The sequence below is a fragment of the Oryzomonas rubra genome (assembly GCF_008369015.1).
Lineage (GTDB): Bacteria > Desulfobacterota > Desulfuromonadia > Geobacterales > Pseudopelobacteraceae > Oryzomonas > Oryzomonas japonica.
The window spans coordinates 55,625-69,139 of record NZ_SRSD01000012.1; the positions used below are offsets into that span (position 1 = coordinate 55,625).

The window sequence follows — 13,515 nt, forward strand, 5'->3', positions numbered from 1 at the left end:
AATGGCACTTCCAAAAACAGCAAAAATCATCACCGGCCTCGTTCTTGTGTCCGTACTCGGAGGAGGCATTTATCTTCTTACGCATCATCAATCTGATGCGAATCAACAATCCACTGATGATGCATACGTGCGAGCGGACTTTACGCTGGTAGCCCCGCGGGTTAATGGGCAGATTGCACGTGTGCTGGTTAGCGATGACGAAACCGTAAAGGCTGGTCAATTGCTAGCGGAGATAGATGATCGCGATTTGCGGGTTGCGGTACAGAGTGCACAAGCTGAGACAGCATCAGCGCAGGCCGCCACTGAAAGCCTGAAAGCGACCATTAAGCGACAAGCAGCAACTATACAGCAGGCTCAGGCCGCTGTGAGGTCTGATGAAGCTTCGATAGCTCTGGCTAAAGCCAATGCCGAGCGTTATCGCAATTTGTCAGCCGATGGTTCGGGTACTCGCCAGGAAGCTCAGAATGCAGATGCTCAATTGTTGGTACATAAGGCCGCGTTGGATCGCGACAAGGCCGGGGTGGAAGCGGCACGATTGCAAATATCAATACTCGGAGCTGATCTGAAAAAAGCGGAGAGCTCGCTGGATCGGGCGAAGGCCGCACAGGCGGTTGCTGAACTCAACCTTTCGTATACTAAAATTATCGCTCCGATCAATGGTACGGTGGCACGCCGCTCCGTGCGTCAAGGTGCTTTTGTCAATGTTGGCTCGCCGTTGCTCGCCGTGGTGCCGCTTGAAAAGGTGTATGTGGAAGCTAACTTTCGCGAAACACAACTTGCTAATATTCATCCGGGACAAGCAGCGCAGATCAAGGTTGATTCGTTACCTGGAGTGATTGTCAAAGGGCACGTTGAGAGCGTATCGCCAGCCAGTGGAGCAGCTTTTGCCCCCGTAGCACCGCAAAACGCGACAGGAAACTTCACCAAAATTGTTCAGCGCATTCCGGTTCGCATCAGTATCGACCCGGCCCAGCCCTATAGCAACAAGTTACGTGTTGGTATGTCAGCGCAGCCCACAATCAGCACAAAAAGCGAACCTGGTCGAACGACAAAAGCCGAGAATGTTAAGGGGTACTTGTCATCGCATTGAATGATATGCCGCACGGATGGGTAATGCTCGAATCCGCCACCACGAACAATTACGACAATTAACTCGTCAGCGTCGCGACGGAACTATGAACTGTACGCAGCACAAGGGCCGGTTCGTGATTGTAGAAAGCCGTGACAAGCCTGTCAAATGCTTGCAGCCGACGTTGCTTCGCTACGTGAAGGGGAGGGGACTTGTCGTCGCATTGGAAGTCATATGTCCAATTTAACCACAGACAATAGTTAACATTATGAAAACTATACAATCCTATTTATTCAAACGAGAGTATCCCATTCTACGGGACCTTTGCGTATTGACCGTATTCTTTGGAAGTGCGTTTTTCATGTTCCTAGGACGTTACGGCCTCATTGAACCGGATGAGGGCCGATACGCTGAGATTCCGCGTGAAATGCTGGAAAAAGGCGATTTTATCACCCCGACGCTAAACTATGTCGCCTACTTCGAGAAGCCACCTCTGCATTATTGGCTGACCGCCTTTTCCTTCAAGCTCTTCGGACTAAACGAGTTTGCTGCCCGCTTTGCTGGTGCACTGGCGGGATTATTGGCTGTACTGCTGGTATATCAGGTGGGGCGTAAACTGTTCGGCAGACGAGAAGGACTATTTTCTGCGTTGATCCTCGGCACATCAACTGGATTCCTCGCCCAGTCCCGCATAAACCTGACTGACATGACATTGGCCTTCTGGCTGACTACTGCTCTTTGCAGTTTTATTATCGCAACCGTTGGTAATGAGGAGCGCAAAGGGCGTTACTACTATCTATTCTACCTGTTCTCTGCTCTGGCCGTGCTTACCAAGGGGCTGATCGGGCTCGTCTTCCCTGCTGGCATCATTGTTGTCTACATGGCAATGACCCGACGCTGGTATCTGTTGAGAGAAATGCGTTTGGTCGGCGGTATTGCACTTTTTTTGGCTGTCACGGTCCCATGGTTTGTGTTGGTATCGCTGCGCAACCCTGATTTTGCCCGCTTTTTCTTTATCCATGAGCATTTTGAGCGTTACTTCACTAAGGTGCACGGCCGATATCAACCACCTTGGTTTTTTCTTCCGGTGTTATTGGCCACCATGTTTCCCTGGTCCGTTTACGCCATACGAGCTATCACGCGGGCTTGGCGCGAGCGGCGGCATAAGAATGGAGAACGCCATGTTTTCCTGTTGATTTGGGCAGGATTCATCTTTTTATTTTTCTCGGCTTCGCACTCAAAGCTGGTTCCGTACATTCTCCCTATATTCCCGCCCTTAGCCCTTTTGATGGGAAAGATGTTCTCCGATCTACTGGACAGCGACCAGCAGGAGAAGTTTGGACCGGAAAACGCCTTGTTGTCCGTGCTTCTGGTCGTGTCGGCCGTCCTGGCGATCCTCTATCCCCATGCGCGGGAACTTGCTCCGTTTCTTACGGGATCTGGACTGGCGCGGCCTGGTAGCTCGCTAGTAACGAAGCAGCCGATCCTCGCGCCGACATGGGGTATTGTCGTCGCATGCCTATCGCTGGCTATGGGAGCGACGGTCTGGCTGACCGGCCGAAAAATGAAGCTGTTGCTTCTGTTCGCCGGCCTCTGTCTCGGTTCCTATTTTCTGGAAACTCTGGGAGTCCAGGCCTTCATGGGAGGGATCGAATACAAAAAATCCTCTAAGGAACTCTCAGTGCTTGGCCGGCAAGCCCTATCTAGCGGCGGATGTCTCGTCTCGTTCGGCTACGAGCAATCGCTGCCATTTTATACCGGCAAACGGGTGATGGTCGTGGGTGACAGGGGCGAACTGGATTTCGGGAGCAGGCAGGGTTACCAGACGGCCTGGTTTATCGACGAAGCCGGTTTCGAGAGGCTGTGGCAGGGGGGGCGACCGGTCGTGGCGCTGCTTAAGCGAGCGGACTACGAACGGATTTCGCCCCGGCTTTCCCCTCCGGCTTCAGTCCTGGGCTCGAAAGGTAAAAAAATGCTGATCTACAACGGGAGTGTAGTGGAAGGTTTAAAAGAGCAAATTCAGCAATAGATCAAAAATTAAAATGGCAGATATCACAAATATGGGAAGGCCCCAGGCTCAGCTAATAGAAGGGAGAAAGACCAATGAATACGGTATGGATCGCTTTTGCAATTTAACTTTTCTGGTTGGGTTTACAGGGATTTTTGTGATGTGCCGCTGCTTTATCAATAAACAATCGAACAATTAGCAGGACCGCGACTGCTGAGCAAGTAAGAACGACTCTTTGCAGCATTCTTGAACATGAAAGAAATGGGACACTCTAACAAAGTACATCTGGGGCTTGGCAATTTTTGCTTTGGGAGAACACACAATGATACGGCGGGACATGAAAGAAACGATCATTCATGCAGTAGTCGAATTAACATCAGATGGCGGCTTTCAAGGTGCGACTACTGCAATGATCGTCCATAAGGCCTGCATTTCTGTCGGCTCAATTTACCGCCATTTCGAAAGCAAGGACGACTTGATTCTCAAGACCTATGCCTTCCTTAATGGACAGATTTTAGCGTCAGTCATGGCAGGCTATCCCGAAGGGCGACCAATTCGCGAACGTTTCCTGCATGTCGGTCTGAAACTGGTCGACTATTTCATTGCCAAACCAATGGAATTCCGCTTTATGGAGCAGTTTCACTGCTCCCCTTATGGAGCTGCTTCCCACAACGACAAGGCTTTTGACAAGGAAATCAAAAATATTCTTTTGGAACTTATTGATGAGGGCCGGCGAGAACAGGTATTCAAGGAACTACCTCGGCAGGTCATCATTGCCCTGACCATGGGGCCACTGACAACCATCTGTCGCAACCACATTATGTGTGACATTGTGTTGGATACCGCCATCATCACGCGGACGATTGAAGGCTGTTGGGATGCCGTCCGGCGATAATGGCAAACTCAATATTGGAGTGAGGCAAGTTGATCTGCGGCAGGCCGTTGCTCTTCTCAACATCTATTTCGAAGCTTGTCCAGAAGGAATCTTCGCCCCTTCCAGTCTCCTAGTAACTACGATTCTGCACCACTTTTGGTGCTCCCCCGAATGTGACTCCTAACGGTAAACACTCGGTATTGCGATATTTGGTGATTTGTCATATTGCACAAATATCTAAACTGGAATCTTACGGTATTTGGTTTTTGGGGGGACTTAAAATTGTATCATATTGATTTTATAAACTATATTTTTTGGCATAAATATCGCTAAAGACTGTTTTGGAATTGTCGGTAGGTGTCCAAGAGGCCGCTTCCGCTTTCAGCAACATATGCTTGTTGTCGCAAAAAAGGGGAACATATGGAAGAAATTAGAATGACAGGGGAAACGTCTTCCTGGAAAGCAAGTCACAATGCGGCGGCCAAGAAGATTCTTGCCGTTATTGTCGTAGTAGGGCTGCTCATTTGCGCCGGAGGTGTAATGGCGGCCGACATTCCCCTGCCGCCTGTAAACCTTGGTTTCACAAGCTTTGAGGACGGTATTGCCTTCCCTGGGTGGCTGGTGGAAGAAACTATCGGCTATTACCATGCAGGACAGTTCAACGATCACGAGGGGAGTAAGATTCCCGGCTCAAACAAGGTCACCACGGTCAATGCTACCACACATATTGCCTACCTCTCGAAATTTCGGCTGCTCGGCGGATATTATGGAGTTGAAATCCTTCTGCCCGTTGCGGATGTGGATCTAGACGCAAGCTTTGGCCCCCGAGACCGTGAACGGGGAGTTGGAGACCTGATTGTCGGCCCCCTTGTTCTCCAGTGGACCGATCACAAGCTCTTCGGCATGCCGCTATTCCACCGTTTCGGATTTGACGTTACGGTTCCGACAGGAGAATACGACCGCAACCGGTTGGCAAACACCGGGAACAATATGGTCATCATCAACCCTTATTATGCGTTCACAGTCCTGCCGACTGACAAGCTTGAACTGAGCGCCCGAATCCACTACCTCTGGAACTCGGAGAATGACAAGCCGTTTGTCGGGATGGAGGCAGGGACCGTCCAGCCAGGCCAGGCATTCCACGCCAACTATTCCGCCTCTTACGAGCTCCTCAAGGGGGTGCGATTGGGGGTTAACGGGTACGTCCTGCAGCAGTTCACCAAGGACAAGATCGATGGTCGCAGCCAGGCCGATTCGGAAGAACGCGTTTTTGGCATTGGGCCGGGAATCAAGTTGGACAATCGAAGCGGCGGGGTCTCCCTCTATCTCAACAGTTATTTCGAAACCGGAGCGGAAAACCGCCCGGAAGGAACCAAGGTCGTTTTCCGCCTCACCAAGACGTTTTAGGCGGGAGCCACTAGACAAAAAAAGGAGAATACCATGGCTAGACTACTCTACGTTACCTGCAACCTCAAGAACACAGAAATCTCGCGCAGCCTATCAGTCGGCAAGGAATTTCTGGACGAATACCTCAGACATCACCCTGATGACGAAGTGTATTTTCTTGACCTCTATCGCGATCCGATTCAGCGGATCGACTCGGATGTGCTGATCGGGTGGGGGAAGCTGCGCGATGGAAGCAGTTTCGCCGCTCTTACCGAGGACGAACAGAGAAAGATTTTGCGTATTAACAGCACGGCCGACCAGTTTATTGCCGCTGACAAATACGTTTTCGTAACTCCCATGTGGAATCTCAGTTTCCCTGCGGAAATGAAGATGTACCTCGATTCCGTTTGTGTTGTTGGCAAAAGCTTTGTCTATACGGAAAAAGGACCAGTTGGGCTGTTGAATGGGATGGGTAAAAAATGTCTGCATATCCATTCAAGTGGCGGTTTCCATTTTGGCAAGGAAGAGGACCATTCGGTTCCCTATTTGAAATCGTTGATGGCCTTCATGGGTATTGAGCACTTTCAGTCAATAGTCGTTGAAGGTGCAGATGCTTTTCCCCATATGGCCGAAGATATAATGAAAAAAGGTTGTGATGCTTGTCGGCTTGCCGCAGCTACATTTTAAAAAACTGGAGATAGTATCCGAGATTCAGATCTGCTGAATCCATGATGGCCCTGATATTATTTTTGAATCTCTGTGTGTTACGATTCCCAATTCCTTGGATTGAAAAACCAAATGAGGTTGTAGATACCCCCGCTGCTTGCAGCGGGGTGATACCTCCGCCGCGCATTGGTTCGGGCTGAATGATGTCTTTAATCCCCCTAGACCTCTCTGCTCACCTTATAGATTATCTCCTTTGACCAAACTCGAATTTATTTATTTGATTGAGCAGCCAACATTTGGTGCAGTCATATTTTAAATCTGTGGCTATGAACCCCTTGTAACCTGGTCTGTAGCATGAACCGTCGTATCAATTGCTACGGCAATGCTGTTGCCGAAAGTTTCTTTCAACTGCTCAAACGCGAACGGACCAAACGCAAGACCTACAATAACTGGGAAAAGGTTAGGTGGGATATATTCGATTACATCGAATATTTTACAATCAGATCAAGCGTCGCGGGTATGATGGCGACCTGTCATATATTGTGTTTGAAAAACGCTATTTGTCAAAATCTGTCAGTTTTCATGATGTTGATGGGATTCAATTATACTTCGGGAGCATACCCTTTATTGCAGAAAGATAAAGACCTCGCTGAACATTGTCCATCTGCTTTATTCTGCTCACAATTTCCACTAAGCTGTCTTCAGTATCCGATGTTTTTCCATTGTCAAGCAGGCAAAATAAATCAATAACCTTGATGTCCAACGCTTGTGCGATTTTGTAGAAGCTATAGGCGGATGCTGCAACCTTCCCTCGTTCGATATTGCTTATGTATGTCGGATGCAAGTCGGCAAGCTCTGCAAGTCCCTCTTGTGAGAGTCCTTGCGATTTCCTATGCATCCTGACTTGGCGACCTACCATCATCTGAAAATCACGTTGATCCATAATGTTGCAACATAAGCAAAATGCCTACATTCCAACATAGTCGATAGGCTAAATTTTGTTGACTAACACCATCTCATTGGATAAATCTGTATGAGGATATTTAGCCGATCAGCTAATCAGAGAGAGATGATTGTGGATAGAAATTTCGTTCTCAAAGCCTTCAAAAAAGAGGTATTGGCTCACGGCGCCGAGGCGTGTCTTCCAGTTAATCTTTCCGATAGTTGGATTGATTACCTTGATGAAGAGCTGAGTTCGCTTGATTGTGCACACGGTGAAGAGAGTGCAAAACACCCACCCACATGCTCTCTCGCAGCAGTTCTAAAAATTTTATTTGAGAAGCATGGTCAGGAAAGCCTGTCGCTGAAATTCGATGACCTGTATTTTATCCTAGCTGAGTATCGAGTCGAAATTGGCCTTGAGATTGTCAGTCGCCGGGCTGGAATACATTATAATCCTGCTACGCTTTCTAGTCTCTTCACAAATAGAATCGTTGAGTGCTGGAAAGAATCATAGGCAACTCAATGGGAGGCAGACGGGAGCCGTAAAAACGGGAAGGAGTCTAGTGATGCCAGTCTGGCAAGTAAAATCTATTGATGATAATCCTGAAATAACCCTGACCGACTGGACGATCTTCGAAGTGACATCGAAACTCTGGCCCGAAAAGACCCGCCACCTCGTCGGCTACAACCAAGCGGGCCGGGAAGGCAGGGTGTCTTCGGCAATCGTGCGGTTCGACAACGACAAGATGCGTGGGCAAACCAGAAGCGGTCGCATTTACCAACTGCACGGCCCTCAGGGCACTGGTAGCCCGGACGGCTTGCATGTATGGAGCCTCTGGTGTCTACGGAATGAAATCACGGACAGCCGTATCGTAGATTCCAGGCAGCTTTTAAACTATGTCGCCGAGGCTTACGAGGCCATGGACGATGAACACCCAACCTCACGGGAAATGACTGAAGAGGAAGCGGAACAATTGGAAAAGACCAAGGATGTCCTTCTGAAATGGTTTGTGTAAGCCGTTCCAAGCGGAAAGTGATTCGGTGCCGTCCTCACGATGGTGGCACCGTCTGAAAAACCGGGTGGCACATGAGCGGACAACAAAACGAACAACCTACCCGTGACCAGGTGCTCGAGCGGGCTGAAGCTCTCTTCGGTGACCGTGCAAAGGCGAAGGAATAGCTGCGCTCCCCCTGCATCACCCTCGCCGGCACACGCCCCATGGACCTGCTGGCATCGCCGGAAGGCTGCGCCGCGATATGGGACCTGCTCGGCAGAGCGGATGGGGAGTCTACTCCTGAACACAGGAATGGCTATCATCGGCGATATGTATGGCGACCTGAATTCGGCACGGGGCTGCACTTGCGTGGCCGGTTTCGGGCAACCCAAAGGAACTGGTATGAGCGAACTGGAGAAGGTGAAAGAAGAACTGGAAGAACTCAAGCTGGCTGTCCGGGAGTACCAGAAACGGCCTAGCACCGACGGTCGGCCTGACCGGCAAGAGTTGAGGCGAAAGCTCGCGGAGCTGGTGGCGGAGAAATGATCTGGCTCACCGGCGATCTCCACGGCGGCGACAGCGCCTGGCACGTCTCGTCCACCCGCTTCAAGGAGGGGAACCGGGGCGACATCGTCATCTGCCTGGGCGACCTGGGCGGCTTCTGGTACCACGACTACCACGCCAACGAGAAGCATCATCGCCGGGAGGACTTCTTCCTGGAGTCCCAACTGCGCAGGCGTTACCTCTGGCTGGCCGTGGACGGCAACCACGAGAACTTTGCCCGCCTCTTCGGCGGCGAATTTCCCCTAGTGGACTTATACGGCGGCAAGGCCTACCAGATCAGGGACCACGTCTATTACCTGAAGCGTGGTGAGATCTTTGAGATCGAAGGCCATACCTTCCTCGCCATGGGCGGGGCCATGAGCCACGACAAAGAGCCCGGGTGGATCCATCCACCAAACTCGATGGGCGCCTGGGGTAGCGGCAAAGAATGGAACCCGGGCCGGACCGAGGGCATAGACTGGTGGCCGGAAGAGATTCCCAGCCAGGAGGACTTCGAGAACGCCTGCCGGAACCTGGACAAAGTCGAGTGGAAGGTAGACTACGTGATCAGCCACACCTGCCCGGAGAGCCAACGAGCAACCTTTGGCGGACGGAACCGCCCGCCCGACTCCACGGAAACCATGCTGCAGGGACTTCTTGATCGGGGCCTCGAGTTCCGGGAATGGCACTTCGGCCACTTCCATGTCGAAAGGAAAGAGTGGCAATTCGTCTGCCATTATGACAGGGTAAGACCACTCATCCCCGACATACGAGGTACCCCATGAAGCGCCCCAAGATCGCCCTCTTCGACCTGGACGGCACCCTGGCCGACTATGACGGCCAGCTTTTGCAGGATCTGCGGCGAATCGCCTCCCCCCATGAACCGGAACCGGTCCTCTACCAAGACATCCCCTACCTCGAGGCCCGGCGCCACGTCATCACCTCCCAGTGCGGCTGGTTCCGCAACCTCCCCAAATTCAAGCTCGGCTGGGACGTCCTGGAGGTCGCCAGGGAGATCGGCTACTCCATCTCCGTTCTCACCAAGGCCCCCTCGCGGAAACACGCCGCCTGGTCCGAGAAGGTCGAATGGTGCGCCACCCACTTGGATGACTATATCGACGGCGTCACCATAGCCCACGACAAGGGTATGGTGTACGGCGCCCTCCTGGTGGACGACTGGCCCGAGTACGTGGAGAGCTGGTTGAAGCATCGCCCCCGCGGCCTGGTGATCATGCCAGCCAACGCCCACAACGCCGACTTCAGTCACCCGAGCGTCGTCCGGTATGACGGCACCAACCAGGACGAGGTGAGACGGAGAATGCAGGAGCGGTTCAACGCCGCCTGACCCGGTACAAAATGAAACAGCCACCCGTTGCCGGACGGCCGTGAGAGGTGACTATTTCGTTTTGGCCGGTACTTGTGCTTTCTTCCTGACCGCCGGCACCGGAGCCTTGGCCTTTTGGGTCGGCACGGCCGCCTTCTCCTTCACTGCGGGTACTGGAGCGGCCTTGCCCGCCTTCTTCGCAGCTCTCACCGCCCTGGCCTTTGCTAGGTTGTCACCCAAGCCCCTGGCCAACGCATCCTGCTTCCGGGTCTCGGAGTAGCCCTTCGCCACCAGCGGCTGGGAAGAAGGTATGTCGAACTGCTTGCGGTACTCGCCCGGTTTGAGCCCGTGGGCGTTTGCCAGGTGCCGCTTCAGGGTCTTCATCCCTCTGCCGCAGACCATGCAGACCACCTCGTCCTTCTTGAAGGCCTGCTTCAGGGACAGCTTCAACTGAACGTCGCCCGTTTCCGGTGCAACGACTCCGCTGTCGATCACTTTCAGGGAAGCATGCACCTTCTCGATCGTCGCCATGAGCTCGTCACTGGTCAGCTGCGCGCTGCCCGCGTGCGCCGCCACGATCTGGGCGGTCAATTCCACAAGTGATGCCATTATTGTCTTCCTCCGTTGATTTTATCCCGCAGGATAGCGCTGGGTTTGAATGTCACGATCCGGCGACCGTCGATGGTCAGACTCTCCCCGGTCTGGGGGTTCCGACCCTTGCGCGCATTTTTCTGCTTTACCTCGAATTTGCCGAACCCGGCTATCTTCACGTCCTCGCCGGACTCCAGGGAGGCTTTGATGATGGCCATGGTTTCCTCGAGCAGCTCAGTCGCCTGGCTTTTGTGGAGGCCGAGATGTGCGTGGAGGGTCTGGGCGAGTTCTGCTTTGGTGAGTGACATAAGGTGCCTTTGGTTGGAGTGCGGGGGAACTCGATACAAAAAAACCCCGGGATCATCACCGGCTCAGAGGTCGGGAGAGGATTTTACCGGGGACTGTAGTGTCAGATTACCTTTACAGGCAGGATTTTGCAAGCAATTACGAAAACCATAATTATAAAGCACTCTATTCCCTCTTTGCGGTGGCTTGATTATGTTGGATGCGAAGCAGCACCCGGTAAGACGCCTTATGAAGGCTCATTCCAAATACCTCCATTGGTAGGAGGAATCATCATAATGACATTCCAACACCGGCCCCGCTTTGTACCTGGCGACGAAACGCACGTTTTGCGTGGCCTCAATGTGCAATTCCACTCTGCTGAACAAGGCACGGATTAACAAATTCAGCTGTTCAGGTCTTGGCAATTCGCCATTCATCTCTGCAATAAATTCTTTGCGAATCACATCGACCATATTCGGTGAAGTTTCTTTATGCTCTATTACTAGTCGATAGATTTCCTGCTCTATCGTTTTAATCTCCTGTCCTCGTTTCAGCAATCGTCGGGTCAGAATACCGGAAAGTGTGTCATCACTGTTGGCGACGGCTTCAATCTCCCTAAGTATGGAGGCTTGCTCGGCCTTCAGTTTTTTTAGCTTCCGCCGCTCATCCAACAACCGCTGGGCCACGCTTGTCGCCAGTTCATTTTTGTCTGGAAAATTGAACAGGGATTCGTGTAGTACGTTCAAGAAGACACTTGCAAGTCTTTGGGAAGATATTTTGGTGCCCTTGCAGTCCATACCGTTTGTAGCATTGAGACATATAAGATAGGGCAGCTTGGGCGGTCTCGACTTTATACGTGCCATTGTTGCGCCGCAGATTGAACACTTAGCAGTGCGTGCCAGTATGTTTTGGCATTTTGTGTATGGCCTTCGGCCTTGTTTTGTTACCGATAAAATTTGTTGAACCCGGTCATAGCGTTTTTGAGGGATAACTGCGGGGTAATACCCTTTGATTGGGGCAAGAGGGACCCGATATATTTTAGTCCCTACCTGTTCATAGATATGTGGTGTCATTATCCCGGCAGCCGTGCCATTCGATAGAATACTTGCAATGTACGACATGTTCCATAGAGATGCACGACTGATAACCGGCACACCTTCTCGGTTTAACCGTTGTAAAATAGCTGTTTTCCCATGTCCACTCAAAAACTCGTCAAAGATTCGCCGTACAATTGCAGCACGTTCCGGTATTACCTCAAACTTGCCGTCTATTAGGCGTAACCATGACGGACATTTGGCTGTTAATGGTTTGTCTCTGATTCGCTCACGTTTGCCTTGCCAAGCGCATTTTGAACGTATTGATTTGAGTTCACTCTCATCATGTGCACGCATGAATAGCAACACCGAAAAAATAAAGTCAAATCCATCCAATGATTCGGCAGTGTACACCTTGCCGTCCAATAGGGTTACTACGGTAACGCCCAGCTCGCATATATCTTCCAACGTTCGCACTGCCCGCCTCGCTGATTGCCTAGATACACGGTCCAAGTTTTCAACAAGGAGGAAACTGCCGGCCGGGACCATGCCGTTTTCAACAGCCTTTCGGAAGTCACCTAATCGGCCATCAGTTACATTGGCACCGTGATATGCTGACAGTCCCAGGTCTTGGAATGTCAGGCTGTTATCAAGTTCCAGCCCATGCCGCTCTGCATACTCCACTGCAAGGCGCATTTGACGCCGTAATGAGTCGCCATCGGCTTGTCTGGCACGAGAAAATCGTACGTATGAATATGCCCTTTGCTTCATAATCACCTCTCTTGATGGGATAGTTACACACTGACTATACCATCAGGGAGGCAAGGCGCTCCGTTTGTCTGAAGTTGCGCCGGTCTTCTGTGTCACCACCTACCCAAGCATGTGGTTGTTTCTTGCATAAAGTAATAATTCAAATGCCCGCAGGTGTGTGGTATTAGGAACGTATGATGCTACATCTGCAATAAGGAGATTCCATGAAAAAACTTCTTGGCTTACTACTGGTAGCTCTACTCCTCTTCGGCTGTGTAGAAGTGGTCACCAAGACAACAGCCTTTTACACACCAGATTACAAAATTAGAGGGTCCATATCCGTAGTTGCGGCTGAAGCGGCGGTCAACAGTTCACTAGAATTTGCGCGCTACAAGACGAAGTTTGAGGAAAAGCTCGCGGACAAAGGCTACAGTATAGCGAGTAATCCGTCAGAAGCCCAGTTCATCGCATTCGTGTCATACGGGATCGACACCGGCAAAAACGCCAACGTTTCGACACCGATCTTTGGCCAGACCGGTGGTGGCACCAGCTATTCGTACGGATCAGTGGGAGGGACATCCTTTAGCGGTACTTCCTATTCGATGCCAACCTACGGCGTTGTGGGCTCGATAAACAGTTCAGTAGCTATATATACCAGGGCTATCGCATTGGATATTGTGGATGCTGCCAGCCTGAAGGCAGGCCACGCCGTAAAAGTCTACGAGGCCCGGGCAAAGAGCAGCGGCACATGTAGTGTTATGGCGGGTGTCTTTGAAGAGATACTGGAAGCGCTTTTCACCGAATTCCCTGGCGAGAATGGCAAGGTACGTACCATCACGGTGCAATCGAAAGGGAACTGCTAGGAATGTTTTTCTCGACAGGCTCCCACATTCATTGGCACCAGGACCGAAGCAGCTCTCCGATTGCCCCCTTAGTTGCCTCTTGCCCGGCAAGGACAAGAGGTTCCTTCGTCATCTCCCCAGCCTGGCGGCCGAGCGGTATCAGGAACGTTGGGATGAAATAGAATGTGCTCGCAGTCACGAAAAAG

Annotated in this window: 15 protein-coding genes and 1 pseudogene; 12 read left to right on the forward strand and 4 right to left on the reverse strand. The window is 51.5% G+C overall.

All coding sequences use genetic code 11. The features are described from left to right. Position 1 precedes the first annotated feature (1 nt). The 6 genes and pseudogenes from ET418_RS17120 to ET418_RS18490 all read left to right on the forward strand — a co-directional run. On the forward strand, positions 2 to 1,090 hold the full coding sequence (locus ET418_RS17120; protein ID WP_149309717.1) for an HlyD family secretion protein: 1,089 nt from the start codon (positions 2 to 4) through the stop codon (positions 1,088 to 1,090). Positions 1,091 to 1,430: 340 nt separating this feature from the next. Next, positions 1,431 to 3,098 carry a glycosyltransferase family 39 protein gene (locus ET418_RS17125; RefSeq protein WP_246153143.1) on the forward strand — a complete coding sequence of 556 codons (1,668 nt, stop codon included), beginning with the start codon at positions 1,431 to 1,433 and terminating at the stop codon, positions 3,096 to 3,098. A 316-nt stretch (positions 3,099 to 3,414) separates the two neighbouring features. Then, entirely contained in the window at positions 3,415 to 3,972 is a 558-nt protein-coding gene (locus tag ET418_RS17130) for a TetR/AcrR family transcriptional regulator (protein WP_188055670.1), read from the forward strand. Between the two features lie 399 nt (positions 3,973 to 4,371). Next, entirely contained in the window at positions 4,372 to 5,358 is a 987-nt protein-coding gene (locus ET418_RS17135; protein ID WP_149309723.1) for a SphA family protein, read from the forward strand. 33 nt (positions 5,359 to 5,391) lie between these two features. Beyond that, positions 5,392 to 6,024 carry an NAD(P)H-dependent oxidoreductase gene (locus ET418_RS17140; RefSeq protein ID WP_149309725.1) on the forward strand — a complete coding sequence of 211 codons (633 nt, stop codon included), beginning with the start codon at positions 5,392 to 5,394 and terminating at the stop codon, positions 6,022 to 6,024. A 318-nt stretch (positions 6,025 to 6,342) separates the two neighbouring features. Next, positions 6,343 to 6,563, forward strand: a pseudogene (locus tag ET418_RS18490) (IS3 family transposase); the annotation flags it as partial. A 38-nt stretch (positions 6,564 to 6,601) separates the two neighbouring features. On the opposite strand, the gene ET418_RS18495 reads toward ET418_RS18490, so the two are convergent. Then, positions 6,602 to 6,946: a helix-turn-helix domain-containing protein gene (locus ET418_RS18495; protein ID WP_149309729.1), complete on the reverse strand. Its 345-nt coding sequence runs from the start codon at positions 6,944 to 6,946 to the stop codon at positions 6,602 to 6,604. Positions 6,947 to 7,078: 132 nt separating this feature from the next. Between ET418_RS18495 and ET418_RS17155 the strand changes: the two genes are divergently transcribed. The 5 genes from ET418_RS17155 to ET418_RS17175 all read left to right on the forward strand — a co-directional run bounded on the left by ET418_RS17155 (position 7,079) and on the right by ET418_RS17175 (position 9,828). Further along, entirely contained in the window at positions 7,079 to 7,459 is a 381-nt protein-coding gene (locus ET418_RS17155) for a hypothetical protein (protein WP_149309731.1), read from the forward strand. A gap of 52 nt (positions 7,460 to 7,511) precedes the next feature. Continuing rightward, on the forward strand, positions 7,512 to 7,961 hold the full coding sequence (locus tag ET418_RS17160) for a hypothetical protein (RefSeq protein ID WP_149309733.1): 450 nt from the start codon (positions 7,512 to 7,514) through the stop codon (positions 7,959 to 7,961). A gap of 291 nt (positions 7,962 to 8,252) precedes the next feature. Beyond that, entirely contained in the window at positions 8,253 to 8,486 is a 234-nt protein-coding gene (locus tag ET418_RS17165; protein WP_149309735.1) for a hypothetical protein, read from the forward strand. After that, the gene (locus ET418_RS17170; protein WP_149309737.1) at positions 8,483 to 9,268 is read left to right on the forward strand and encodes a metallophosphoesterase family protein; all 786 of its coding nucleotides are present in this window, start codon (positions 8,483 to 8,485) and stop codon (positions 9,266 to 9,268) included. Before ET418_RS17165 ends, ET418_RS17170 begins: the two co-directional genes overlap by 4 nt. Further along, positions 9,265 to 9,828, forward strand: a complete 564-nt coding sequence (locus tag ET418_RS17175; RefSeq protein ID WP_149309739.1) for a 5' nucleotidase, NT5C type — start codon at positions 9,265 to 9,267, stop codon at positions 9,826 to 9,828. The genes ET418_RS17170 and ET418_RS17175 overlap by 4 nt, the downstream gene beginning before the upstream one ends. A gap of 51 nt (positions 9,829 to 9,879) precedes the next feature. Here the strand turns inward: ET418_RS17175 and ET418_RS17180 are convergent, their stop codons facing one another. From ET418_RS17180 to ET418_RS17190, 3 genes are all read right to left on the reverse strand, one after another. Further along, the gene (locus ET418_RS17180; RefSeq protein WP_149309741.1) at positions 9,880 to 10,416 is read right to left on the reverse strand and encodes a Ros/MucR family transcriptional regulator; all 537 of its coding nucleotides are present in this window, start codon (positions 10,414 to 10,416) and stop codon (positions 9,880 to 9,882) included. Beyond that, a complete protein-coding gene (locus ET418_RS17185) occupies positions 10,416 to 10,706 on the reverse strand; it encodes an integration host factor subunit alpha (RefSeq protein ID WP_149309743.1) in 291 nt (96 codons plus the stop codon). Before ET418_RS17185 ends, ET418_RS17180 begins: the two co-directional genes overlap by 1 nt. Positions 10,707 to 10,940: 234 nt before the next feature. Further along, positions 10,941 to 12,488: a recombinase family protein gene (locus ET418_RS17190; RefSeq protein WP_149309744.1), complete on the reverse strand. Its 1,548-nt coding sequence runs from the start codon at positions 12,486 to 12,488 to the stop codon at positions 10,941 to 10,943. 203 nt (positions 12,489 to 12,691) lie between these two features. Between ET418_RS17190 and ET418_RS17195 the strand changes: the two genes are divergently transcribed. Further along, on the forward strand, positions 12,692 to 13,330 hold the full coding sequence (locus tag ET418_RS17195) for a DUF4136 domain-containing protein (protein WP_149309746.1): 639 nt from the start codon (positions 12,692 to 12,694) through the stop codon (positions 13,328 to 13,330). Positions 13,331 to 13,515: the final 185 nt, after the last annotated feature.

Bases quoted from the DNA above. Each gene is read 5' to 3' on its own strand.
- ET418_RS17120 (WP_149309717.1), top strand. From the start codon at position 2: ATGGCACTTCCAAAAACAGCAAAAATCATCACCGGCCTCGTTCTTGTG.
- ET418_RS17125 (WP_246153143.1), top strand. From the start codon at position 1,431: ATGTTCCTAGGACGTTACGGCCTCATTGAACCGGATGAGGGCCGATAC.
- ET418_RS17130 (WP_188055670.1), top strand. From the start codon at position 3,415: ATGAAAGAAACGATCATTCATGCAGTAGTCGAATTAACATCAGATGGC.
- ET418_RS17135 (WP_149309723.1), top strand. From the start codon at position 4,372: ATGGAAGAAATTAGAATGACAGGGGAAACGTCTTCCTGGAAAGCAAGT.
- ET418_RS17140 (WP_149309725.1), top strand. From the start codon at position 5,392: ATGGCTAGACTACTCTACGTTACCTGCAACCTCAAGAACACAGAAATC.
- ET418_RS18495 (WP_149309729.1), bottom strand. From the start codon at position 6,946: ATGGATCAACGTGATTTTCAGATGATGGTAGGTCGCCAAGTCAGGATG.
- ET418_RS17160 (WP_149309733.1), top strand. From the start codon at position 7,512: ATGCCAGTCTGGCAAGTAAAATCTATTGATGATAATCCTGAAATAACC.
- ET418_RS17165 (WP_149309735.1), top strand. From the start codon at position 8,253: ATGGCTATCATCGGCGATATGTATGGCGACCTGAATTCGGCACGGGGC.
- ET418_RS17170 (WP_149309737.1), top strand. From the start codon at position 8,483: ATGATCTGGCTCACCGGCGATCTCCACGGCGGCGACAGCGCCTGGCAC.
- ET418_RS17175 (WP_149309739.1), top strand. From the start codon at position 9,265: ATGAAGCGCCCCAAGATCGCCCTCTTCGACCTGGACGGCACCCTGGCC.
- ET418_RS17180 (WP_149309741.1), bottom strand. From the start codon at position 10,416: ATGGCATCACTTGTGGAATTGACCGCCCAGATCGTGGCGGCGCACGCG.
- ET418_RS17185 (WP_149309743.1), bottom strand. From the start codon at position 10,706: ATGTCACTCACCAAAGCAGAACTCGCCCAGACCCTCCACGCACATCTC.
- ET418_RS17190 (WP_149309744.1), bottom strand. From the start codon at position 12,488: ATGAAGCAAAGGGCATATTCATACGTACGATTTTCTCGTGCCAGACAA.
- ET418_RS17195 (WP_149309746.1), top strand. From the start codon at position 12,692: ATGAAAAAACTTCTTGGCTTACTACTGGTAGCTCTACTCCTCTTCGGC.